Here is a 22,024-nt window from a genome sequence, read left to right as displayed (position 1 = left end):
CGGGCGCGGGAGGCGTCGCGGGGCGCGCCCGGGCGGCGGACGTGGTGCGGGCGCGGCGCGGACGGACACCGCGCGCCCGCCCGGTGGTCAGGCGTCCCGGCAGATCAGCAGCAGGGCCCGGTCGTCGTTGACGTCCTTGGCGACCGCTTCGATGAGGTGCCAGGCGGCGCCGGCGAAGCCGCTGGCGACATAGCGGTCGGCCTCGCCGGTCAGCCGGTCGATGCCCTCGGCGATGTCCCGGTCGGCGGCCTCCACCAGGCCGTCGGTGAAGAGCATCAGCACGTCGCCGGGGCGCAGCGTGCCCTTGACGGGGTCGAACTGGGCACCGTCGTAGACGCCGAGCAGCGGGCCCTGCCCCGGCTTCTCCTCCCAGCGGCCGCTGCCCGCGCTGAGCTGGAGCGCCGGCAGATGGCCCGCGGAGAGCAGTTCGTAGTCGCCGGACTCCAGGTCCAGGACGAGGTGGACGGAGGTGGCGAAGCCCTCGTCCCAGTCCTGGCGCAGGAGGTAGCCGTTGGCGGCGGGCAGGAAGCCGTGCGGCGGGAGGGACCCGAGGAGGCCGCCGAAGGCGCCGGAGAGGAGCAGGGCGCGGGAGGCCGCGTCCATGCCCTTTCCGGAGACGTCGGTGAGGACGACCTCCAGGATGTTGCCGCCGTGGGTGCGGGAGGCCACCACGAAGTCGCCGGAGAAGGACTGGCCGCCGGCCGGGCGCAGCGCCATCTCGTGGTGCCATCCCTGGGGCAGCCGCGGCAGCTTGCTCTGCACGCGGATGCGTTCGCGCAGGTCGAAGAGCATGGTGCCGCCGCGCCGCCAGGGCACGCCGACCCGGCTGCGGAACTGCGCGATGAGCAGGCCGAAGAACCCGACGGCGGCCACGACCAGGACGGTGCCGGGGGTGATCCGGTCCGGGCCGCTGTCGTACGGGCCGAAGAGGGCCGCCTCGACGACCAGGGCGGCGGCCGAGGCGCCGTACAGGACGAGGAGGTTGGCCGGGCGCAGCAGCAGTCCCCCGGCGATCACCGGGAGGACCAGGGCGGTGGGGGCGAACCATTCGGGGCGCCACAGCGTGCCCGCGGCGATGGCGGGGATGGCGATCAGCAGGGCGGCGAGCGCGATCCGGTCGGAGCCCTCGCCGCGGAAGTAGTCGACCCCGGCTTTGCGCACGCCGACGCGGGCCCGGTGCAGACCCTTGTGCACCCGGGCCGTCAGGGGTTCGGTACCCGGGCCGCTTGTCATTGCTCTGGGACCTTATCCACCCGTTCGGCGGCGCGTCGATTCGCCGTACGGGTCCTCGGCCGATTGCCGGGAAACCCCGTTCGAAATGCGGTCGCGCGGCCGGAGAGTGTCCTGCTAGGCATGGTTCATGACGACGGAATTGCGGGTGCTGCGGGACGAGGAGTGGGCCGTCTGGTCCGACCGGCTGGACCTGGCGTTCGGCGGGCTGGTGCAGTCCTCGGAGAAGCTCGCGATCCGGCGCGACCTGACCGAGTTCGACCGTTCGCTCGGCGTCTGGGACGGGCCGGCGTGCGTCGGGACCGCGGGGGCGTTCTCGTTCGGGCTCACCGTGCCGGGCGGGGCGGAGGTGCCGGTGGCCGGGGTCACGATGGTCAGCGTGCAGCCGACGCACCGCCGGCGCGGGGTGCTGCGCGCGATGATGCGCCACCAGCTGGCGGACGTCCGTGAGCGCGGTGAGCCGCTGGCGGTGCTCACCGCCTCGGAGCCGGCGATCTACGGGCGGTTCGGCTACGGCGTGGCGGCGCTGGACATGCGGATGACGGTGGACACGGTGCGGCTGGCGGCGCCGGAGCTGCCGGGGGTGGACGGCGTACGACTGCGGGCGGCGGATCCGGTGGCCGCGCTGGCGGAGTGCGAGTCGGTGTACGCGCGGCTGGTGCCGACCCGGCCGGGGAGGCTGGCCCGGCGGCCCGGCTGGGAGCGGATCGGGGTGCTCGACGTCCCGGCCGACCGGGACGGGGCCGGTGTGCTCCAGTGCGTGCTGGCCGAGGTGGACGGCGAGGTGCGGGGGTATGCGCGCTTCGCGGTCAAACCGGAGTGGGACGCGGCGGGGCCGCACGGGACGGTGCGGGTCCGGCAGGTGGAGGCGCTCGATCCGGTGGTGTACGCGGCGCTGTGGCGCTTCCTGTTCGGGATCGATCTGACGTCGTCGGTGACGGTGGCCAGCCGTCCGGTGGACGACGCGCTGCCGCATCTGGTGGCGGACATGCGGCGGTGCGGGATCGGGCTGCGGGAGTCGCTGTTCGTGCGGCCGGTGGAGGTCGGCGCGGCGCTGGCGGCGCGGACGTACCGGACGCCGGTGGACGTGGTGCTCCAGGTCGCGGACGAGTTCTGCCCGTGGAACGAGGGGCGGTGGCGGCTGTCCGGCGACGCCGCGGGCGCGACCTGCGCGCGGACCTCGGAGCCGGCCGAACTGGCGCTGTCCGTGCGGGAGGTGGGGTCGGCCCTGCTGGGCGGGTTCCCGCTCACGTCACTGGCGGCGGCCGGCCGGGTGCGGGAGCTGCGGCCGGGGGCGCTGGCGGCCGCGTCGGTGGCGTTCGGGTCGGACGCGGCGCCCTGGCTGCCGCACGGGTTCTGACCGGGCGACGGGTGCTGACCGGACGACGGGTCAGCGGAGCGCCGTGGCCGGCTGGCAGCCCGGGCACCAGAAGAGGTTGCGGGCGGCGAGGCCGGCGGTGCGGATCTCGGCGCCGCAGATGTGGCAGCCCTGCCGGTCGCGGCGGTAGACGTACACCTCACCGCCGTGGTCGTCGACGCGCGGCGGGCGGCCCATGGCCTCGGGCAGGTGCTCGGGCCGCACGGTGTCGATGCGGTTGTGGCGGACGCCCTCGCCCATCAGGAACACCAGGTCGGCCCAGAGGGCGTCCCACAGGTCGCGGGTGAGCTCACGGCCGGGCAGGTACGGGTCGACGGCGTGCCGGAAGAGGACCTCGGCGCGGTAGACGTTGCCGACGCCTGCGATGACCTTCTGGTCGAGGAGCAGCGCCGCGATGGTCGTCCGGCTGCGGGAGATCCGCTGCCAGGCGAGGCCGGGGTCGTCGCCGGGGCGCAGCGGGTCGGGGCCGAGGCGGTCGTGTATCGCCTGCTTCTCGGCGTCGGTGATCAGTGCGCAGGTGGTGGGGCCGCGGAGGTCGGCATAGGCGTCCGGGGTGGCCAGCCGCAGCCGTACGGTCTCGGTGGGCGGCGGGGCGGTGCCGGCACCGAAGCCGAGCTTGCCGAAGAGGCCGAGGTGGACGTGGATCCAGTGCTGGGGGTCCCCCCGGTCGAACGGAGCGGGGGCCGGGGGTTCGTCGGAGGTCCTCGGGGGCGGGCCGAAGCCGAGGAAGAGGTGCTTGCCGTGGGCCTCGGCGGTCGTCATGACCTGGCCGTCGACGAGCGCGGCACCGGCGGCGAACTTGCCCTGCGGGCTGCTCACGCGGACCCGTTCGCCCTCGAAGCGGGCGCGGTGGTCCAGGGCGAGCCGGTGGATCGTGTGGCCCTCGGGCACGGGCGGCGTCCTCCAGTGGGCGCGCCCGCCCTCCCCGGCGTCCGGGGCGGGCGGGCGACGGCGGTGTGCGGTGGTCAGCCCTGCGGGTGGTGGGCAGGGATGGCCGGCAGTTCACCGGTGGTCTCGTACGCGGCGAGCATCTCGATGCGGCGGGTGTGCCGGTCCTCGCCCGAGTAGGGGGTGCGCAGGAAGACCTCGACGAAGGTGGTCGCCTCGTCCTGGGTGTGCATCCGGGCGCCGACGGAGACGACGTTGGCGTTGTTGTGCTCGCGGCCGAGCTTGGCGGTCTCCACACTCCAGGCCAGCGCGGCGCGTACGCCCTTGACCTTGTTGGCGGCGATCTGCTCGCCGTTGCCGGAGCCGCCGATCACGATGCCGAGGCTGTCCGGGTCGGCTGCGGTCTGCTCCGCGGCGCGCAGGCAGAACGGCGGGTAGTCGTCCTGGGCGTCGTAGATGTGGGGGCCGCAGTCGACGGGCTCGTGGCCGTGGGCCTTGAGCCACTCGACGAGGTGGTTCTTGAGGTCGAACCCTGCATGGTCGGAGCCGAGATACACGCGCATGCGATGAGTGTGACACGCGCGGTGCGGGGTAGGCGCCGCCGGGTCTTCCTGTGGACCTCCGCGTGGAAGGGCGCTGTGACCTTGCGTACGTATGTGACGCACGCAACTGACCAGTGTTCCAGACAACAATCCGGGGTCAGACCTTCCAATCCATGGGTGAACGAAGATCTAATGCGGGGGTTCCCATCCGCGAACCACGAAGGACGGTGCATATGGGCGCGCACCCTTCCCCTCGCTCTCCTGGTGCCGGGGGCACCCCCACTGCGGTACCCCCTGTCGGCGATCCCGGCAGCGGACCCGCCGGGGGGCAGTCGCAGGACGGGCTGCAGGCGGGGCTGAAGAACCGCCATCTGTCGATGATCGCCATCGGCGGGGTGATCGGCGCCGGCCTGTTCGTCGGCTCCGGGGCGGGCATCGCGGCGGCCGGCCCGGGCATCCTGCTCTCGTACGCGCTGACCGGTCTGCTGGTCGTGCTGGTGATGCGGATGCTGGGCGAGATGGCCGCGGCCTCCCCCGCCTCGGGCTCGTTCTCCGCGTACGCCGACCGGGCGCTGGGCCGCTGGGCGGGCTTCACGATCGGCTGGCTGTACTGGTTCTTCTGGTCGGTGGTGCTGGCCGTCGAGGCGACCGCGGCCGGCGCGATCCTCACCGGCTGGGTCCCGGCCGTCCCGCAGTGGGCCTGGGCGCTGCTGGTGATGATCGTGCTGACCGGCACGAACCTGGTGTCGGTGGGGTCGTTCGGCGAGTTCGAGTTCTGGTTCGCCGGGATCAAGGTCGTGGCGATCGTGGTGTTCATCGTGGTCGGCGCGCTGGCGGTCTTCGGGCTGCCGCCGGGTGACCACGCGGCGGGGATGGCCAATCTGACCGGGCACGGCGGGTTCCTGCCGCACGGTCCGGGCGCGATCCTCTCCGGCATGCTGCTGGTGGTCTTCTCGTTCATGGGCAGCGAGATCGTCACGCTGGCCGCGGGCGAGTCGCCCAACCCCGTGCAGGCCGTGCGCAAGGCCGTCAACAGCGTCATCTGGCGGATCGCGCTGTTCTACATCGGCTCGATCGCGGTGATCGTGACGCTGCTGCCGTGGAACGACCCGGCGGTGGTCAAGAGCCCGTACGTGGCGGTGCTGACGTCGCTGGACATCCCGTACGCCGGCACCGTGATGGACGTGGTGGTGCTGACCGCGGTGCTGTCCTGTCTGAACTCCGGGCTGTACACCGCCTCGCGGATGGCGTTCTCGCTCGGCCAGCGGGGCGACGCGCCGAAGTCGTTCGCGACGGTCAACAAGGGCGGGGTGCCGGCGGTGGCGATCTGGGCCTCGGTCGCCTTCGGCTTCATCGCGACGATCTTCAGCTACACGTCGAAGGACACCATCTTCCAGTTCCTGCTGAACTCCTCGGGTGCGGTGGCCCTGTTCGTGTGGCTGGTCATCTGCTTCTCGCAGCTGCGGATGCGGCGGACCCTGGAGCGGGAGACGCCGGAGCGGCTGACGGTGCGGATGTGGCTGTACCCGTGGCTGACGTACGCGACGATCGGGCTGATCGTCTTCGTCGTCGGCTACATGTTCTACGACCCGGACGGGCGCGAGCAGATGGTGCTGTCGGTGGTCGCGGCCGTGGTGGTGCTGGCGGTCGGACTCATCCTGGACCGGCGGCGGCCGCGGGAGCGGGCGGCGGACGCGGGGACGGCCGAGGTCGTCGAGCGCGCGTAGCGGACGTGCACGAGGGCGGGCCCGCACCGGCATACGGTGCGGGCCCGCCCTCGTTGCGGTGCGGGTGCGGTCAGCCGCGGCGGCCGGCCAGCTTCCAGGCAGTCGGCAGGGCCCCCATCGCCAGCGCGGCCTTGAGCGCGTCGCCGATCAGGAACGGCACCAGGCCCACGGCGGCGGCCTGGCCGAGGGGCAGGTGCGCGCTCAGCGCGAGGTAGGGGACGCCGACGCCGTAGATCACGGCGGTGCCGGCGGCCATGGTGGCGGCGGTGCGCAGCACGCCGCGGTCGCCGCCGCGGCGGGCCAGCGCGCCCACCAGGCCGGCGGCCAGCAGCATGCCGACGATGTAGCCGAAGGTGGCGCCGGCGCCGGAGGTGCCGGCGGCGAACCACGGCAGGCCGGCGAGGCCCGCCAGGGCGTACAGCGCGAGCGAGAGCAGACCGCGGCCCGCGCCGAGCGAGGCGCCGACCAGGAGCGCGGCGAAGGTCTGGCCGGTGACCGGGACCGGGGAGCCGGGGACCGGGACGGCGATCTGCGCCGCGAGACCGGTGAGCGCGGCGCCGCCGACGACCAGCGCGGCGTCACGGACGCGGGCGCGGGAGGCGGTGGCGGCCGGCAGCAGGTCGGCCAGGACCGTACCGGAAGGGGTGAGGGCGGCGGTGCTCATCGGGACTCCGCGGGTGTGAGAGGGATCGGGACGGGTCGGGACGCGATGACGTTAGTCCAGAGGACCGGTGGCGATCATCGTGTGGCGGTGACAAAGCCGCACCGGCCCGCTTGGAGAGTTCCGAACAACCGCCGCCGGGGCCGCCCCTGTTGACGCGGGCGGCGTCTTCGCAGGTCACGTGATGCTCATCACGGCCGGGCCGGCTCCAGGGCGCCGGTTTTGTGCTAGCGCGCGTGGTGCGGCGACACTGGGTGCACCCCGCGGTGACCTGTGGAGTTCCCCCAAACCTCCGGCGGCCCGGGACGTGTCCTGGACGCGGCCCGCCCGCCCCGCCCCTTGCGAGAGTTACGAACGATGCACGACACACCGACCACCGCCGGGCAGACCGCGCTCGGCGAGGGAACCGGCCGGCAGGAACCGCTGTCAGGGGGGCTCAAGCAGCGCCATCTGACGATGCTGGGGCTGGGCGGGGTGATCGGCGCGGGCCTGTTCGTGGGGTCCGGCGCGGGCATCGCGGTGGCCGGTCCGGGGATCGTGCTGTCGTATCTGATCGCGGGCGCGCTGGCGACGCTGATCATGCGGATGCTCGGTGAGATGTCGGCGGCGATGCCGGCCTCCGGGGCGTTCTCGGTGCACGCGGAGCGGGCGCTGGGCCGCTGGGCCGGCTTCAGCGTGGGGTGGCTGTACTGGTTCCTGCTGGTCGTGGTGCTGGCGGTGGAGGCCACCGGCGCGGCGCAGATCGCCCACGGCTGGGCGCCGGCGGTGCCGCAGTGGGGCTGGGTGCTGATCTTCATGGTCGTGTTCACCGCGGCCAACCTGGCGGCGGTGAAGAACTTCGGCGAGTTCGAGTTCTGGTTCGCGGCGCTGAAGGTCACCGCGATCGTGCTGTTCCTGGTGCTGAGCCTGCTGGCGGTCTTCGGCGTGCTGCCCGGTACGGAGCCGGTCGGGACGGCGAACCTCACCGGGCACGGCGGGTTCCTGCCGCACGGCTGGGCCGGGGTGGTCTCCGGGGTGCTGGCCGTGGTGTTCGCCTTCGGCGGGCTGGAGGTCGTCACCATCGCCGCGGCCGAGTCGGACGACCCGGCGCGCGCGGTGGGCCGGGCGGTGCGCAGCGCGGTGTGGCGGATCCTGTTCTTCTACGTCGGCTCGATGCTGGTCATCGTGGCGCTGCTGCCGTGGTCGTCGATGCGGCCGGGCCACAGCCCGTACGTGGCGGTGCTGGACGGCATCGGGGTGCCGGGCGCCGGCCAGATCATGAACATCGTGGTGTTCGTGGCGCTGCTCTCGGCGCTGAACGCCAACCTCTACGGCTCCTCGCGGATGGTGTTCTCGCTGGCCGAGCGCGGCGAGGCGCCGCGGGCGCTGCTGAAGGTGTCCGGGGGCGGGGTGCCGCGCCGGGCGGTGCTGGCCTCGGTGGCCTTCGGCTTCGTCTCGGTGCTGCTGAATCTGAAGTGGCCGGATTCGGTCTTCCTTTACATGCTCAACTCGGTCGGCGCGGTGCTGCTGTTCGTCTGGGGTCTGATCGCGGTGTCCCAGCTGCGGCTGCGCCCCCGCATCGAACGCGAGGCGCCCGGGAAGCTCACCCTGCGGATGTGGGCGTTCCCCTATCTGACCTGGGTGGCGCTGCTGGCGATGGCCGGGGTCGTGGTGCTGATGCTGACCGACGACACGGCACGTCCGCAGCTGCTGTGGTCGGCGGGGGCGACCGGCGCGGTGCTGCTCGTGGCGGGCGTACGGGAGCTGCGGGCGCGCCGTACGCGGCGCTGACTCCGGGCGACGGGGACCGGTCGGTGCGAGACGCACGTCACACCGTGTCGTATCCGACGATGATTCGGGTACGTACGGTCACGATCACGTCTGAATACCGAACATTCGCTGCACGACTGTTGCCCTGAGCGGACACCGGCACCCAGACTGAGCCAGCTTTGCCGAGGACCCCGGAGTTGCGCCGTCGGCAGCCGCCGCGCGACCCGCCTGCCCCGGCAGGGGTCCGCGGGGCCTGGCAGCACCGTCGCACCGGTCGCCGCCCCGGGAGAACGCAGTATCGCCTTGCTCCGCTCTCACCTACTGGGACAGGTACGACATGAATCGGACACCCTCGTCCGCCGCACCCGCGCACGGGCAGACCGGCGCGGGGCACGGCGCCGGCCCCGATAGTGGCCCTTCGCTGTCCAACGGCCTCAAGCAGCGCCATCTGTCGATGATCGCGCTGGGCGGCGTGATCGGCGCGGGCCTCTTCGTCGGCTCGCGCGAGGGCATCGCGGCGGCCGGGCCCTCGATCGTGCTGGCCTACGCCGTCTCGGGCGCCCTGGTCATGCTGATCATGCGGATGCTGGGCGAGATGGCCGCGGCCAATCCGGCCTCCGGCTCCTTCTCGGTGCACGCCGAGCGCTCCATAGGCTCCTGGGCCGGCTTCACGGTGGGCTGGATGTTCACCGCGCTGCTGTGCGTGGCGGTGGCCGCCGAGGCGCTGGGCGCCGCGGACGTGATGCACCAGTGGTTCCCGGGCACCCAGCCCTGGATGTGGGTGCTGCTGTTCATGGTGATCTTCACCGGTACGAACCTGACGGCGGTCTCCAACTTCGGTGAGTTCGAGTTCTGGTTCGCCGCCCTGAAGGTCGCGGCGATCGGCATCTTCCTGGTCCTCGGCCTGCTGGCCATCTTCGGCGTGCTCCCCGGCACCGCCGCGCCGGGCACCGCGCACCTCACCGGTGACGGCGGCTTCCTGCCCAAGGGCGTCGACGGCCTGATGGTGGGTCTGCTGGCGTCGGTGTTCGCGTACGGCGGTCTGGAGACGGTGACCATCGCGGCCGCCGAGTCCAAGGACCCGGTGCGCGGTGTGGCGAGCGCGGTGCGCACCGCGATGTGGCGGATCGCCCTGTTCTACGTCGGGTCGATGGCGGTCATCGTCACGGTCATCCCGTGGAGCGCCCCGTCGATCGCCAAGTCCGGCCCCTACGTCGCGGTGCTCGACTACCTCAAGATCCCGGCGGCCGGCCAGATCATGAACGTCGTCATCCTGGTGGCCCTGCTCTCCGCGGTGAACGCCAACATCTACGGTGCCTCCCGGATGGCGTACTCGCTGATCTCCCGTGGCCAGGGCCCGGCGTTCTTCGGCAAGGTCAGCGGCGGGGTGCCGCGCCGCACGGTGCTGCTGTGCTCCGCGTTCGGCTTCCTCGCGGTGCTGTTCAGCTTCTGGTGGCCGACCACGGTCTTCCAGTGGCTGCTGAACATGGTCGGCGCGGCCGTCCTGGTGGTCTGGGGCTTCATCGCCGTCGCCCAGCTGCGGATGCGTCGCCGGCTGGACCGCGAGGCGCCCGAGAAGCTCGTGGTGAAGATGTGGGCCTTCCCGGTGCTGACGTGGGTGGCGCTGGCGGGCATCGTCGCCGTGCTGCTGCTGATGCTGCGCGACGAGAACCAGCGCATCCAGCTGCTGTTCACCGGCGGCTTCGGCGTGGTGCTGGCCGTGATCGGGCTGCTGCGGAAGCGGACGCTGGGCAAGGACGCCGCGCCGGCCGGCCGGTAGCGCTCCCCGGACATCCCCACAGGCGGGGCGGGACCTCCTTCCGAGGTCCCGCCCCGCCTCCGTCTTTCGGCCCGGTCCGCTCCCCGTGACCGGCCGATGATCGTTGCTGCTGATAGCGTGCTTCTGCACATCGATTGCAACTACTGCACTTATGCAGCTTGGAGGCGGGATCGGCATGGCGACCTACACACTTCCGGAACTCCCCTACGACTACGCGGCGCTGGCTCCGGTCATCAGCCCCGAGATCATCGAGCTGCACCACGACAAGCACCACGCGGCCTACGTCAAGGGCGCGAACGACACCCTGGAGCAGCTCGCCGAGGCGCGCGACAAGGACCAGTGGGGCAGCATCAACGGCCTGGAGAAGAACCTCGCGTTCCACCTCTCCGGCCACATCCTGCACAGCATCTACTGGCACAACATGACCGGCGACGGCGGCGGTGAGCCGCTGGAGAAGGACGGCGTGGGCGAGCTGGCCGACGCGCTCGCCGAGTCCTTCGGCTCGTTCCAGAAGTTCAAGGCCCAGCTGACCAAGGCGTCGGCCACCACCCAGGGCTCCGGCTGGGGCGTGCTGGCCTACGAGCCCGTCACGGGCCGGCTGATCGTCGAGCAGATCTACGACCACCAGGGCAACGTCGGCCAGGGCTCGGTGCCGATCCTGGTCTTCGACGCCTGGGAGCACGCCTTCTACCTGCAGTACAAGAACCAGAAGGTGGACTTCATCGAGGCCATGTGGCAGGTCGTGAACTGGCAGGACGTGGCCAAGCGGTACGCCGCCGCCAAGGAGCGCGCGCACAACCTGCTGCTCGCGCCGTAACGGCGCGCCGAGCGTCCCGCCTCGTGATCGTCTTCTCACCCTTCGCGCGGCGGGCCGGAGGAACGGAGCGCCCCCGCACGTCCGATACGTGCGGGGGCGCTCCCACGGTGACGGCGCGACGACGGGTCAGTCGAAGATCGGCCCCTGCGTGCGGGTCCGCTTGATCTCGTAGAAGCCGGGGATGGACGCCACCATCAGCGTGCCGTCCCAGAGCTTGGCGGCCTCCTCACCCTTGGGCGCGGGGGTGACGACCGGGCCGAAGAAGGCGATCTGGTCGCCGTCGGAGCCGGGAACCGCGATCACCGGGGTGCCGACCTCCTGGCCGACCAGGTCGATGCCCTCCTTGTGGGAGGCGCGCAGCTCCGTGTCGTAGGTGTCCTTGTCGGCGTACTCGATCAGCTCGGCGGGCAGGCCCGCGTCGTCGAGGGCGGCGGCGACGGCCTCCGGGGTCACCCCGAGGCCCTCGTTGTGGAAACGGGTGCCGAGCGCGGTGTAGAGCCGGCCGACGGCCTCGTCACCGTGCAGCTGCTGGGCGGCGATCACCACCCGGACCGGGCCCCACGCCTTGCCGCCGGGGCGCATGTTCTCGGCGTACTCCGCGGGCAGCTGGTCGAGCTTGTCCTCGTTGAGGACCGCCAGGCTCATCACATGCCAGCGCACCTCGACCGGGCGTACCTTCTCCACCTCCAGCATCCAGCGGGAGGTCATCCAGGCCCAGGGGCACAGGGGGTCGAACCAGAAGTCTGCCGGGGTCTTCGCGGTTTCGGACACGGGGTCTCGTCTCCTCGGGAGAGCGGTGCTGCGTCGGTTCTCGGACGTGGTGCTACGTGGACGGTTCAACCGCCGGCGGCCGTGCCATGATTCCCCGTGTTCGATATTCGAGACGAGGACGAGGGAGTCACGTCGTGCCAGGTGAGAATCTGTCCCGGGACGAGGCACGTCAGCGGGGCCGGCTGCTGAGCGTCGACGCCTATGACGTGGCGCTCGACGTCCGCTCAGCGGTCGCGCAGGGACCGGACGCGGACACCTTCCGGTCGCGTACGACGCTCCGCTTCCGGTGCACCGAGCCCGGCGCCTCGACCTTCGCGGACCTGCTGGCACCGGAGGTCGTCTCGGTCACCCTCAACGGACGGGAGCTGGACCCCGCCACCGTCTTCGACGGCACCCGGATCGCGCTGGACGACCTGGCCGCCGAGAACACCCTCGTCGTCGACGCCCGGTGCGCCTACAGCCGGACCGGCGAGGGCCTGCACCGCTTCGTGGACCCCGAGGACGGCGAGGTCTACCTCTACACGCAGTACGAGCCGGCCGACGCCCGCCGGGTCTTCGCGAACTTCGAACAGCCCGACCTGAAGGCCCCGTTCACCTTCGAGGTGACGGCCCCCGAGGGGTGGGTGGTGCTGAGCAACGGCGCCCAGGAGGGCGAGGCCGAGGGCGGGGCGCACCGGTTCGCCACGACCCGGCCGATCTCCACGTACATCACGGCCGTGGTCGCCGGGCCGTACCACTACGTCTCCGACAGCTACCGCCGCACCTTCGACGACGGCACCGAGCTGGAGATCCCGCTGGGCGCGCTGTGCCGCAAGGGGCTGGCCAAGCACTTCGACGCGGACGACGTCTTCACCGTCACCAAGCAGGGCCTGGACTTCTTCCACGACCACTTCGACTTCCCGTACCCCTTCGGGAAGTACGACACCGCCTTCGTGCCCGAGTACAACCTCGGCGCGATGGAGAACCCGGGCTGCGTCACCTTCCGCGAGGAGTTCATCTTCCGCGGCAAGGTCACCGAGGCGTCCTACGAGCGCCGGGCCAACGTCATCCTGCACGAGATGGCGCACATGTGGTTCGGCGACCTGGTGACCATGCAGTGGTGGGACGACCTGTGGCTCAAGGAGTCCTACGCGGACTTCATGGGCGCCTTCGCGCTGGTGGAGGCGACCCGCTTCGCCGGCGGCTGGATCACCTTCGCCAACCGCCGCAAGTCCTGGGCCTACCGCGCCGACCAGCTGCCCTCCACCCACCCGGTCACCGCCGACATCCGGGACCTGGAGGACGCCAAGCTGAACTTCGACGGCATCACGTACGCCAAGGGCGCCGCGGTGCTCAAGCAACTGGTGGCGTACGTGGGGCAGGACGCGTTCCTGGAGGGCGCCCGGCGCTACTTCAAGCGGCACGCGTACGGCAACACCCGGCTCGCGGATCTGCTGGCGGTGCTGGAGGAGACGTCCGGCCGGGACATGGCGGCCTGGTCGCGGTCCTGGCTGGAGACGGCCGGGGTCAACTCCCTCACCCCGCAGGTCACTTACGACGCGCAGGACCGGATCACCGAGCTGAGCATCCTCCAGGAGGCCGGGCCCGCGCACCCCGAACTGCGGCCGCACCGGGTGGCGGTGGGCCTCTACCGGCGGCAGACCGTGTTCTCCGAGGGCGGGGACGCGGCGCTGGTGCGCTACGCCCGCGCCGAGGTGGACGTGACCGGGCCCCGGACGGCGGTGCCGGAGCTGGCGGGCCTGGAGCGGCCCGAGCTGATCCTGGTCAACGACGAGGACCTGACGTACTGCAAGGTCCGGTTCGACGAGGGGTCGCTGGCGACGCTGCGGGCCCGGCTCGGGGACCTGACCGACCCGATGGCGCGGGCGCTGTGCTGGGCCGCGCTGTGGGGCCTGACCCGCGACGGGCTGATGCCGGCCCGCGACTACCTCGACCTGGTGCGGCGGTTCGCCGGCAAGGAGACCGACATCGGCGTCCTGCAGTCGCTGCACGGACAGGCCGAGACGGCGCTGGAGTACTACTCCGCGCCGGACCGCCGTGAGCCGGCCGCCCACGAGCTGGCCGAGGGCGCGCGGCACGAGCTGCGGCTGGCCGAGCCCGGCAGCGGCCACCAGCTCACCTGGGCCCGGCACTTCGCCGCGATCGCCGCCACGCCCGCCGACCTCCAGCTGCTCAAGGGGCTGCTGGAGGGCACCGCGAAGATCGACGGCCTGGAGGTGGACCAGGAGCTGCGCTGGGCTTTCCTGGAGCCGCTGGCCGCGCACGGCGTCGCCGACGAGGCGCTGATCGCCGCGGAGCTGGCCCGGGACGACACCGCGTCCGGCAAGCGCCACCAGGTGCGCTGCCTGGCGGCCCGGCCCTCGGCGGAGGTCAAGGAGCGGGCCTGGGCGGACGTGGTGGAGTCCGACGCGCTCTCCAATGCCCTGGTGGAGGCGACCATCGCGGGCTTCGCGCAGCCCGGGCAGCGCGCGCTGCTGGCGCCGTTCGCGCCGCGCTACTTCGCGGCGATCGAGCGGGTGTGGCAGGAGCGGTCGATCGAGATCGCGATGGACGTCGTGCGCGGGCTGTTCCCGGCGTGGCTGGTGGAGCAGTCCACGCTGGACGCCGCGGACGCCTGGCTGGCCGGGCACGAGCAGGCGGCGCCCGCACTGCGCCGGCTGGTGCTGGAGGAGCGCGACGACCTGGCCCGGGCGCTGCGGGCACAGGCTTGTGACGAGGCGGCCGGGGCGAGGCCGTAACCTCCACGGCGACCAGCCTCTTTCGGCAGTCGAACGCCCGTACTTTAGCCCAGGATTGTCCGGTTCCGGGTACGGGCGTGTAACAGCGGTTAGGGGGTGGAGCGGGTGCGGGAATCGCCCTGGCATGAACGACACCCCGCTCTCCCCCCTCCCCCTCCACCACCTCTCCGGCCTGCCGACCCGGGTACTGACCTCCCGTCAGCTCCGGCAGCACGGCGTCCCCGCGGCGGAACTCACCGAGCGCTGCCGCCCCGGCGGCTGCTGGCAGCAGGTGCTCCCCGGCGTGTACCTGCTGCACCCCGGCCCGCCCACCAGCGAGGAGCGGCTCCAGGCGGTGCTGCTGTACGCCACCCACCGGGGGCCGACGGTGCCCCAGCAGGGCACGCCGTCCGGTGACGCCCCCGCGGTGATGATCACCGGCCTGGCGGCGCTCGCCCTGCACGGCTTCTCCGAGACGCCCCCGCTGCTCGTCCTGGACCGCATCGAGGTACTGGTCGCCCGCACCCGGCGGCTGCGCTCCACCGGCTTCGCGCAGATCGTCCGGGCGGCGGACCTGCCGGTGCCGCAGGAGGTCACCGGGGTGCCGACCGCCCCGGTGCCGCGCGCGGTCGCGGACGCGGTGGCCGGGCTCAGCGACGCCGCGGCGGTGCGCCGGCTGCTGACCGAGGCGGTACGCGGCGGGCACTGCGAGGCGGCCGCGGTGGTCCGCGAACTGAGCCGGGCCCGGCTGCTGACCCGGCCGCACGTGGTCGACGCGGTGGACACCCTGCTCGCCGAGGGCCGGGCGCTGGCCGAGCAGCGGCTGTACGCGGTGGTCCGTGAGCACGGGCTGCCGGAGCCCCTGTGGAACGTCGATCTGCGGCTGCCGGGCGGCCCGCACCTGGGCGGGGTGGATGCCTTCTGGCCGGAGCACGGGGTGGCCCTGGAGATCGACACCCGCGCGCCGCGCAGCGAGGAGGACCCGCTGCACTCGGCCTTCGACCACAAGCGCGAGCACCTGGAGCGGCTGGGCATCACCGTCGTCCGCTGCCTCCCGCGCACCCTGCGGGAGGCCCCCGCGCAGCAGGCGGCGGTGGTCCGTACGGCCCTGATGGCGTCGCCGGAGCGGGAGCCGGGCGCGTATGTGGTGGCCCTGCCGCGCTGATGGGCCCCCGCCCCGGTGCCGGCCCCGTCAGCGCCGCTTGAGCAGCAGTTCGACGTTGCGGTCCCGGGCCGTGCCCACCAGGTCCTTGCGGGCCTCGGGGGCGTTGAAGGACAGCTCGCGGTAGAGGGCCGCCAGCCCGGTCTGCGAGAGGTCGGCGAAGTCCGTGCGGTGCGGGGCGGCCGACTCGACGAGAGTGGTGATCAGCGACACCGTCCCGTCGTGGTTGTCCACCAGCTCGATGACCCGGGCCAGCTGCGGGAAGTCGATGTGCGAGGCGGTGGACACCTCCCAGAAGCTGCCGTGCGGGGTGATGTCGTTCTTGTGGCTGTGGCCGTTGATCCACCCGACGACGCGGGGGTGCGCCGCCAGCAGCTCGACCAGCGCGGCCCCGCCGTACCGCTTCTCGTGCGGGCGGGCCGGGTCGGGCCGGGTGTTGTCCATGGTCTTGCCGGTGTGGTGACTGAAGACCAGGACGTGCGCCTTCTCGCCCTTCTCGTTCTCCTTCAGCGTCCGCTCCAGCCAGCGCAGCTGCGCCTCGCCGACCGAGCCGGTGTAGTGGCCGCCGGGGTCGGTGGTGTCCAGGCTGATGCCGAGGACGTGGTCGGAGACCCGGAAGGTGTAGTAGAGGCGGTTCTCCGCGAGGTTGGCCGCGCTGTAGCCGTGGCCGTGCGGGCCGTGGCCGGTGTGTGACGGGTCGAGGTGGGCGCGCAGGTACTCGGCGCGGGTGAAGGGGGCCCGGCGCTCGTCGGGCGTGACCGGCCTGGCCTGCTTGGCGTGCGCCTTCAGCATCCGCTTGAAGTCCGCGCCCTTGGGGTCGAGACCGTCCTTGACCGCCTTCCAGACCTTCGCGGCCTCCGCGGCGGGCAGCGTCTCCAGCTTGCGGCCCCCGGTGGCGAGGTCCGTGAAGAAGGGGTCGCCGGGGGCGTAGCAGCCGCCGGGCAGCGAGTCGTGGTTACCGACCGTGGAGTACCAGGGCAGCCGGAGGCCGGGGCTGTGCACGGTCCGGATCGCCGCGTCCAGGAAGCCGTGCAGCTGCGGGAAGCCCAGCTTCTTGTCGGCGTCCCGCAGTGCGCTGTCCGGCTGCCAGTACAGCTTCAGGCCGCTGTCCTGGACGCCTTCGTAGCGGCGGGGATCGCCGGAATTGGGGGTGATCCGGCCGCCGCTCATCGCGGTCAGGAACCACTCCAGCTCCAGTTTGGAGTTGTTGTCGGTGTTGTCACCGGTGGTGATCACGAAGGACAGCGGGGCGCCGGTGGCGGGCCCGCCGGGCAGCGCGTTGACCCGCTCGATCAGCGAGACGACCCCGGCGACGGAGAGCGCCTCCTGCGGCCGCCAGGCGCTCGCCGTCTCCGCGCGCAGGTACTCGTAGCGCAGCGGGCTCTGCACATCGACCAGGTGCAGGTCGGTGAGCTGCACGAACGACGCGAGCGCGGTACGCCGCCGGGCCCGGCCGGCGTGCGCGGCGGCCAGCTCGGCGCGGACCACCCGGTCCCAGGCCGGACCGTCGGCGAGCCGGCGGTAGCCCCCGCTGCCGCGCGGGGTGGCGACGCCGGCGAGCGTGGTGCCCCTGCTGTACGGCACCCGGGGTACCGCGGGGGCGTCGACGGAGATCGGCGCGGCCGGGGCCGGGCCGGGGCTGACCGTGGCGGCCTCGGCGGGCCGTCCGGGGCCGCCGAAGGCGAGGCCGAGCCCGGTGGTGGCGCCGACCGCACCGGTGGCGGCGAGGAACGTGCGGCGGTCGAGAGTGGCGGCGGACCGTATACGGGACATACGCGGGGCTCCCCGGGTGCGAACGCGACGGCGGCCGGGCCCGCGGGCGGCGGGAGGGGGACTCCGCGTCGTCCCTCCGCCGCACAACTGGCCCGTCACCAGGGATGGTTGGCACCGGGAATGACCTGCGCGTGAACGCCACCGCAACGCCGGGAACCCATCACCGCACAGGGATCCGCCGGTCACCGGCCGGTCACCGGCTCCTGCCCGGGCCTGCGCGCGGCGGTCACCGCGCGTTCACCGCACGGGGTATCCGCGGGACGCTCCGTGAGCGGCAGTCACCGTACGCGTCCGTACGGGCCCGCGACCCTCCGCGGAATGGAACGGATTGGACAAGGCGACGGGTGTCACACACATGATGGAGGCACTACTGAGCAGGTGTTCCCAGCAGACACCCACGTCAGGCCAGAAAGAAGGAGTCCCATGAGGGTCGGAATCGTCGGAGCCACCGGACAGGTCGGCGGCGTGATGCGGGGCATTCTCGCCGAGCGGAACTTCCCGGTCGAGCAGCTGCGGCTGTTCGCTTCGTCCCGGTCCGCCGGACGCACCCTGCCGTGGCAGGACACCGAGATCACCATTGAGGACGCGGCCACCGCCGACTACTCCGGGCTGGACATCGTCCTCTTCTCGGCCGGCGGCGCGACGTCCAAGGCCCTCGCGCAGAAGGTCGCCGACGCCGGCCCCGTGGTGATCGACAACTCCTCCGCCTGGCGCCGTGACCCCGAGGTCCCGCTGGTCGTGTCCGAGGTCAACCCGCAGGCCATCACGGACCGCCCCAAGGGCATCATCGCCAACCCGAACTGCACGACCATGGCCGCGATGCCGGTGCTGCGCCCGCTGCACGACGAGGCCGGCCTGGTCTCGCTGGTCGTCTCCACCTACCAGGCGGTCTCCGGCAGTGGCCTGGCCGGTGTGGAGGAGCTGGACGGCCAGGTCCGCAAGGCCGTCGAGCAGGACGCCACCAAGCTGACGCACGACGGCTCGGCGGTGGAGTTCCCCGAGCCCGACAAGTACGTCCGCCCGATCGCCTTCAACGTGCTGCCGATGGCCGGCTCGATCGTCGACGACGGCCTGAACGAGACCGACGAGGAGCAGAAGCTCCGCCACGAGAGCCGCAAGATCCTGGAGATCCCGGACCTGAAGGTGTCCGGCACCTGCGTCCGCGTCCCGGTCTTCTCCGGCCACTCGCTGCAGGTCAACGCCCGCTTCGCGCGTCCGATCAGCCCCGCCCGCGCGCAGGAGCTGCTGGCCGGCGCCCCCGGCGTCGCCCTCTCCGATGTCCCCACCCCGCTCCAGGCCGCCGGCCAGGACGCCTCCTTCGTGGGCCGGATCCGCACCGACGAGACCGTCGAGAACGGCCTGGCGCTGTTCCTCTCCAACGACAACCTCCGCAAGGGCGCGGCGCTGAACGCCGTCCAGATCGCGGAGCTGGTCGCGGCGGAACTGCGCGGCTGACCGACACGGCCGCAGGGCGGTGCCGGTGAGGAGACCCGGGTCTCCTCACCGGCACCGCCCTTTTCCGTGGCCCGCGCGGCGTCAGCCCCGCCGCACCTCGAACTGGAAGCACCCGTACTCCACGGCCCGCACGTGCACCAGCACGACCTGCGGGTCGGCGAACGCCTCGTCCAGCGCGGCGTCGAAGCCCGCCCCGGCGTCCTCGGGGATCTCGAAGAGCCGCCCGCCGACGATCTGCCCCTCGGCGTTGTAGCGGCGCAGCGTCCGCAGCGCGCCCGGCCGCGCGAACGGGTACTCCCCGTCCTGCCCGGCCGGCCCGTCGCACTCCTCCGCGTGGATGAAAACCGGCCCCTGCTCGTCGTAGGCCCCGGGCTTCGCGCCGGTCAGCGCCGCCCAGCGCCGCAGCGGCGCGTACGAGACCAGCGCCACCAGCTCTCCGGGCTCGATGGCGCGCAGACAGCAGCGCAGCGGACTGCCGACGCAGTCCACCGGCTCGCCGTCCTCCCGCGCGCGGTACGGCTCGACGGGCCGCCCGGCGTCGTCGGTCCCGCGGATCTCCTTGAGCGCGGCGGGCGGAATGGGAAGTGGTGTGTAGGTCGTCATGCGTCCAGCGTCGCCCGCGGGCCCGGACGGCACCGGCGGGAATCGGACCACGTGGTCGGCCGCAGGTCAAGCGGGTTACGACCTCGAATACCAGCCCTCGGGCGCACGGGTCCGCGTGGAAGGATGACCGGAAGAGTCCGATGCGATGAGCAATGCGAAGGAGAAGAACGGGTGCCTGGCACGAATCTGACCCGCGACGAGGCGCAGCAGCGGGCGCGGCTGCTGACCGTGGACGCGTACGAGATCGATCTCGACCTCTCCGGCGCCCAGGAGGGGGGCACCTTCCGCTCCGCGACGACGGTGCGGTTCGACGCCGCCGAGGCGGGCGCGGAGTCGTTCATCGACCTGGTGGCCCCCGCCGTGCACGAGGTCGTGCTCAACGGCGAGGCGCTGGATCCGGCCGGGGTCTTCAAGGACTCGCGGATCGCGCTGCCGGGGCTGCGGGCCGGCCGCAACGAGCTGACCGTCGTCGCGGACTGCGCCTACACGAACACCGGCGAGGGACTGCACCGCTTCGTCGACCCGGTGGACCAGCAGGCTTACCTCTACACCCAGTTCGAGGTGCCGGACGCCCGGCGGGTGTTCGCGTCCTTCGAGCAGCCGGACCTGAAGGCGACCTTCCAGTTCACCGTGAAGGCCCCGGAGGGCTGGACGGTGATCTCCAACTCGCCGACGCCCGAGCCGAGCGCGAACATCTGGCGGTTCGAGCCGACGCCGCGGATCTCGACGTACATCACCGCGCTGATCGCGGGCCCGTACCACAGCGTGCACAGCACGTACGAGAAGGACGGGCGGACGGTGCCGCTGGGCATCTACTGCCGGCCGTCGCTGGCCGAGCACCTGGACGCGGACGCCCTCTTCGAGGTCACCCGGCAGGGCTTCGACTGGTTCCAGGAGAAGTTCGACTACGCCTACCCGTTCGCCAAGTACGACCAGCTGTTCGTGCCGGAGTTCAACGCCGGCGCGATGGAGAACGCGGGCGCGGTGACCATCCGCGACCAGTACGTCTTCCGGTCGAAGGTGACGGACGCGGCGTACGAGGTGCGCGCGGAGACCGTCCTGCACGAGCTCGCGCACATGTGGTTCGGCGACCTGGTCACCATGGAGTGGTGGAACGACCTGTGGCTGAACGAGTCGTTCGCCACCTACACCTCGATCGCCTGCCAGGCGTACGCGCCGGGCTCGAAGTGGCCGCACTCGTGGACGACGTTCGCCAACTCCATGAAGACCTGGGCCTACCGTCAGGACCAGCTGCCGTCCACCCACCCGATCATGGCCGAGATCAACGACCTCGACGACGTCCTGGTCAACTTCGACGGCATCACGTACGCCAAGGGCGCCAGCGTCCTCAAGCAGCTGGTCGCCTACGTGGGCATGGAGGAGTTCTTCAAGGGCGTGCAGTCCTACTTCAAGGCGCACGCCTACGGGAACACCCGGCTGAGCGACCTGCTCGGCGCGCTGGAGGAGACCTCCGGCCGTGACCTGAAGACGTGGTCGAAGAAGTGGCTGGAGACGGCCGGGATCAACATCCTCCGGCCGCGGATCGAGGTGGACGCGGACGGCGTGATCACCGCGTTCGCGGTCCAGCAGGAGGCCCCGGCGCTGCCGGCCGGCGCGAAGGGCGAGCCCGTCCTGCGGCCGCACCGGATCGCGATCGGCGCCTACGAGCTCCGGGACGGCAAGCTGGTCCGCACCGAGCGGATCGAACTGGACGTGGACGGCGAACTGACGCCGGTGCCGCAGCTGGTGGGCAAGCCGCGCCCGGCCGTCCTCCTCCTCAACGACGACGACCTGTCGTACGCCAAGGTCCGCCTCGACGAGGAGTCGCTGAAGGTCGTCACCGAGCACCTCGGGGACTTCACCGAGTCGCTGCCGCGCGCGCTGTCGTGGGCGTCGGCCTGGGACATGACCCGGGACGGCGAACTGGCCACCCGCGACTACCTGGCGCTGGTCCTGTCGGGCATCGGCAAGGAGTCCGACATCGGCGTGGTGCAGTCGCTGCACCGCCAGGTGAAGCTGGCGCTGGACCTGTACGCGGCACCGGAGTGGCGCGAGGCGGGCCTGGGCGCCTGGACCGAGGCGGCGCTCGCGCACCTGCGCGCGGCGGAGCCGGGCGGCGACCACCAGCTGGCGTGGGCCAGGGCGTTCGCCGCCGCGGCCCGTACGGAAGAGCAACTGGCGCTGCTGCAGGGCCTGTTGGACGGCACCGAGGAGATCCCGGGGCTGGCCGTGGACACCGAGCTGCGCTGGTCGCTGCTGGAGCGGCTGGCCGCCACCGGCCGGGCCGACGAGAAGACCGTCGCGGCAGAGCTGGAACGGGACCGGACGTCCGCGGGCGAGCGGCACGCGGCGACGGCGCGCGCGGCGCGTCCGACCGCGGAGGCGAAGGCGGAGTCCTGGGCCTCGGTCGTCACCTCCGACAAGCTCCCCAACGCCCTGCAGGAGGCCGTCATCGGCGGCTTCGTGCAGACCGACCAGCGGGAGCTGCTGGCGCCGTACACCGCGAAGTACTTCGAAGCGGTGAAGGACATCTGGAACTCCCGCAGCCACGAGATGGCCCAGCAGATCGTGGTCGGCCTCTACCCGGCGCTGCAGGTCTCGCAGGAGACGCTGGACGCGACGGACGCCTGGCTGGCGTCGGCCGAGCCGAGCCCGGCGCTGCGCCGGCTGGTCACGGAGTCCCGGGCCGGCGTCGAGCGGGCGCTGAAGGCGCAGGCGGCCGACGCGGCGGCGGGCGCGGCCCGCTAGTCAGCCGTACCGCACCGTGGAAA

At 72.3% G+C, this 22,024-nt stretch carries 16 protein-coding genes; 9 read left to right on the top strand and 7 right to left on the bottom strand.

Going from position 1 to position 22,024, the window contains the following annotated elements; genetic code table 11:
* Window positions 1–87: 87 nt before the first annotated feature.
* Entirely contained in the window at window positions 88–1,233 is a 1,146-nt protein-coding gene (locus SL103_RS05960; RefSeq protein WP_069567718.1) for a PP2C family protein-serine/threonine phosphatase, read from the bottom strand.
* 127 nt (window positions 1,234–1,360) lie between these two features.
* Here SL103_RS05960 and SL103_RS05955 point away from each other — a divergent pair, with 127 nt between their 5' ends.
* Window positions 1,361–2,590 (top strand): GNAT family N-acetyltransferase, encoded by a 1,230-nt coding sequence (locus SL103_RS05955; RefSeq protein ID WP_069567717.1) that lies wholly within the window; start codon window positions 1,361–1,363, stop codon window positions 2,588–2,590.
* 30 nt (window positions 2,591–2,620) lie between these two features.
* Here the strand turns inward: SL103_RS05955 and SL103_RS05950 are convergent, their stop codons facing one another.
* A complete protein-coding gene (locus SL103_RS05950) occupies window positions 2,621–3,499 on the bottom strand; it encodes an Fpg/Nei family DNA glycosylase (RefSeq protein WP_069567716.1) in 879 nt (292 codons plus the stop codon).
* A 74-nt stretch (window positions 3,500–3,573) separates the two neighbouring features.
* On the bottom strand, window positions 3,574–4,059 hold the full coding sequence (locus tag SL103_RS05945; RefSeq protein ID WP_069567715.1) for a ribose-5-phosphate isomerase: 486 nt from the start codon (window positions 4,057–4,059) through the stop codon (window positions 3,574–3,576).
* A 212-nt stretch (window positions 4,060–4,271) separates the two neighbouring features.
* Here SL103_RS05945 and SL103_RS05940 point away from each other — a divergent pair, with 212 nt between their 5' ends.
* Window positions 4,272–5,765, top strand: coding sequence for an amino acid permease (locus SL103_RS05940; RefSeq protein WP_069567714.1), 1,494 nt, complete (start codon window positions 4,272–4,274; stop codon window positions 5,763–5,765).
* A gap of 70 nt (window positions 5,766–5,835) precedes the next feature.
* Here the strand turns inward: SL103_RS05940 and SL103_RS05935 are convergent, their stop codons facing one another.
* The gene (locus SL103_RS05935; RefSeq protein ID WP_069567713.1) at window positions 5,836–6,429 is read right to left on the bottom strand and encodes a biotin transporter BioY; all 594 of its coding nucleotides are present in this window, start codon (window positions 6,427–6,429) and stop codon (window positions 5,836–5,838) included.
* 354 nt (window positions 6,430–6,783) lie between these two features.
* Between SL103_RS05935 and SL103_RS05930 the strand changes: the two genes are divergently transcribed.
* The 3 genes from SL103_RS05930 (at window position 6,784) to SL103_RS05920 (ending at window position 10,772) form a co-directional block, all read left to right on the top strand.
* Window positions 6,784–8,196: an amino acid permease gene (locus SL103_RS05930; RefSeq protein ID WP_069567712.1), complete on the top strand. Its 1,413-nt coding sequence runs from the start codon at window positions 6,784–6,786 to the stop codon at window positions 8,194–8,196.
* Window positions 8,197–8,512: 316 nt separating this feature from the next.
* Window positions 8,513–9,955, top strand: a complete 1,443-nt coding sequence (locus SL103_RS05925) for an amino acid permease (protein WP_079145587.1) — start codon at window positions 8,513–8,515, stop codon at window positions 9,953–9,955.
* A gap of 175 nt (window positions 9,956–10,130) precedes the next feature.
* Complete coding sequence (locus SL103_RS05920; protein ID WP_069567710.1) at window positions 10,131–10,772, top strand: superoxide dismutase; 642 nt, start codon at window positions 10,131–10,133, stop codon at window positions 10,770–10,772.
* A gap of 126 nt (window positions 10,773–10,898) precedes the next feature.
* Here SL103_RS05920 and SL103_RS05915 read toward each other — a convergent pair whose 3' ends face one another.
* A complete protein-coding gene (locus SL103_RS05915) occupies window positions 10,899–11,543 on the bottom strand; it encodes a DsbA family protein (RefSeq protein ID WP_069567709.1) in 645 nt (214 codons plus the stop codon).
* A gap of 134 nt (window positions 11,544–11,677) precedes the next feature.
* Here SL103_RS05915 and pepN (SL103_RS05910) point away from each other — a divergent pair, with 134 nt between their 5' ends.
* Together pepN (SL103_RS05910) and SL103_RS05905 are read left to right on the top strand one after the other, a co-directional pair.
* Window positions 11,678–14,281, top strand: coding sequence for an aminopeptidase N (gene pepN, locus SL103_RS05910; RefSeq protein WP_069567708.1), 2,604 nt, complete (start codon window positions 11,678–11,680; stop codon window positions 14,279–14,281).
* A 124-nt stretch (window positions 14,282–14,405) separates the two neighbouring features.
* A complete protein-coding gene (locus tag SL103_RS05905) occupies window positions 14,406–15,425 on the top strand; it encodes a hypothetical protein (protein WP_069567707.1) in 1,020 nt (339 codons plus the stop codon).
* Between the two features lie 27 nt (window positions 15,426–15,452).
* On the opposite strand, the gene SL103_RS05900 is transcribed toward SL103_RS05905, so the two are convergent.
* A complete protein-coding gene (locus SL103_RS05900; RefSeq protein ID WP_069567706.1) occupies window positions 15,453–17,195 on the bottom strand; it encodes a TIGR03767 family metallophosphoesterase in 1,743 nt (580 codons plus the stop codon).
* Between the two features lie 423 nt (window positions 17,196–17,618).
* Here SL103_RS05900 and SL103_RS05895 point away from each other — a divergent pair, with 423 nt between their 5' ends.
* Window positions 17,619–18,650, top strand: a complete 1,032-nt coding sequence (locus SL103_RS05895) for an aspartate-semialdehyde dehydrogenase (RefSeq protein ID WP_069567705.1) — start codon at window positions 17,619–17,621, stop codon at window positions 18,648–18,650.
* A gap of 81 nt (window positions 18,651–18,731) precedes the next feature.
* Here SL103_RS05895 and SL103_RS05890 read toward each other — a convergent pair whose 3' ends face one another.
* On the bottom strand, window positions 18,732–19,253 hold the full coding sequence (locus SL103_RS05890) for a DUF1203 domain-containing protein (protein ID WP_069567704.1): 522 nt from the start codon (window positions 19,251–19,253) through the stop codon (window positions 18,732–18,734).
* A 171-nt stretch (window positions 19,254–19,424) separates the two neighbouring features.
* Here SL103_RS05890 and pepN (SL103_RS05885) point away from each other — a divergent pair, with 171 nt between their 5' ends.
* A complete protein-coding gene (gene pepN, locus SL103_RS05885) occupies window positions 19,425–22,001 on the top strand; it encodes an aminopeptidase N (protein WP_069567703.1) in 2,577 nt (858 codons plus the stop codon).
* Window positions 22,002–22,024: the final 23 nt, after the last annotated feature.

Origin of the sequence: Streptomyces lydicus, assembly GCF_001729485.1 — a bacterium.
Classification (GTDB): Bacteria; Actinomycetota; Actinomycetes; order Streptomycetales; family Streptomycetaceae; genus Streptomyces; species Streptomyces lydicus_D.
The sequence above is the reverse complement of the archived record's forward strand: the minus strand, read 5'-3'. Positions and strand labels throughout refer to the sequence as shown.

Coding starts and splice junctions, on each gene's coding strand:
- SL103_RS05945 (WP_069567715.1), bottom strand. CDS start 4,059: ATGCGCGTGTATCTCGGCTCCGACCATGCAGGGTTCGACCTCAAGAAC.
- SL103_RS05960 (WP_069567718.1), bottom strand. CDS start 1,233: ATGACAAGCGGCCCGGGTACCGAACCCCTGACGGCCCGGGTGCACAAG.
- SL103_RS05900 (WP_069567706.1), bottom strand. CDS start 17,195: ATGTCCCGTATACGGTCCGCCGCCACTCTCGACCGCCGCACGTTCCTC.
- SL103_RS05890 (WP_069567704.1), bottom strand. CDS start 19,253: ATGACGACCTACACACCACTTCCCATTCCGCCCGCCGCGCTCAAGGAG.
- SL103_RS05925 (WP_079145587.1), top strand. CDS start 8,513: ATGAATCGGACACCCTCGTCCGCCGCACCCGCGCACGGGCAGACCGGC.
- SL103_RS05895 (WP_069567705.1), top strand. CDS start 17,619: ATGAGGGTCGGAATCGTCGGAGCCACCGGACAGGTCGGCGGCGTGATG.
- SL103_RS05935 (WP_069567713.1), bottom strand. CDS start 6,429: ATGAGCACCGCCGCCCTCACCCCTTCCGGTACGGTCCTGGCCGACCTG.
- SL103_RS05955 (WP_069567717.1), top strand. CDS start 1,361: ATGACGACGGAATTGCGGGTGCTGCGGGACGAGGAGTGGGCCGTCTGG.
- SL103_RS05905 (WP_069567707.1), top strand. CDS start 14,406: ATGAACGACACCCCGCTCTCCCCCCTCCCCCTCCACCACCTCTCCGGC.
- SL103_RS05940 (WP_069567714.1), top strand. CDS start 4,272: ATGGGCGCGCACCCTTCCCCTCGCTCTCCTGGTGCCGGGGGCACCCCC.
- SL103_RS05920 (WP_069567710.1), top strand. CDS start 10,131: ATGGCGACCTACACACTTCCGGAACTCCCCTACGACTACGCGGCGCTG.
- SL103_RS05930 (WP_069567712.1), top strand. CDS start 6,784: ATGCACGACACACCGACCACCGCCGGGCAGACCGCGCTCGGCGAGGGA.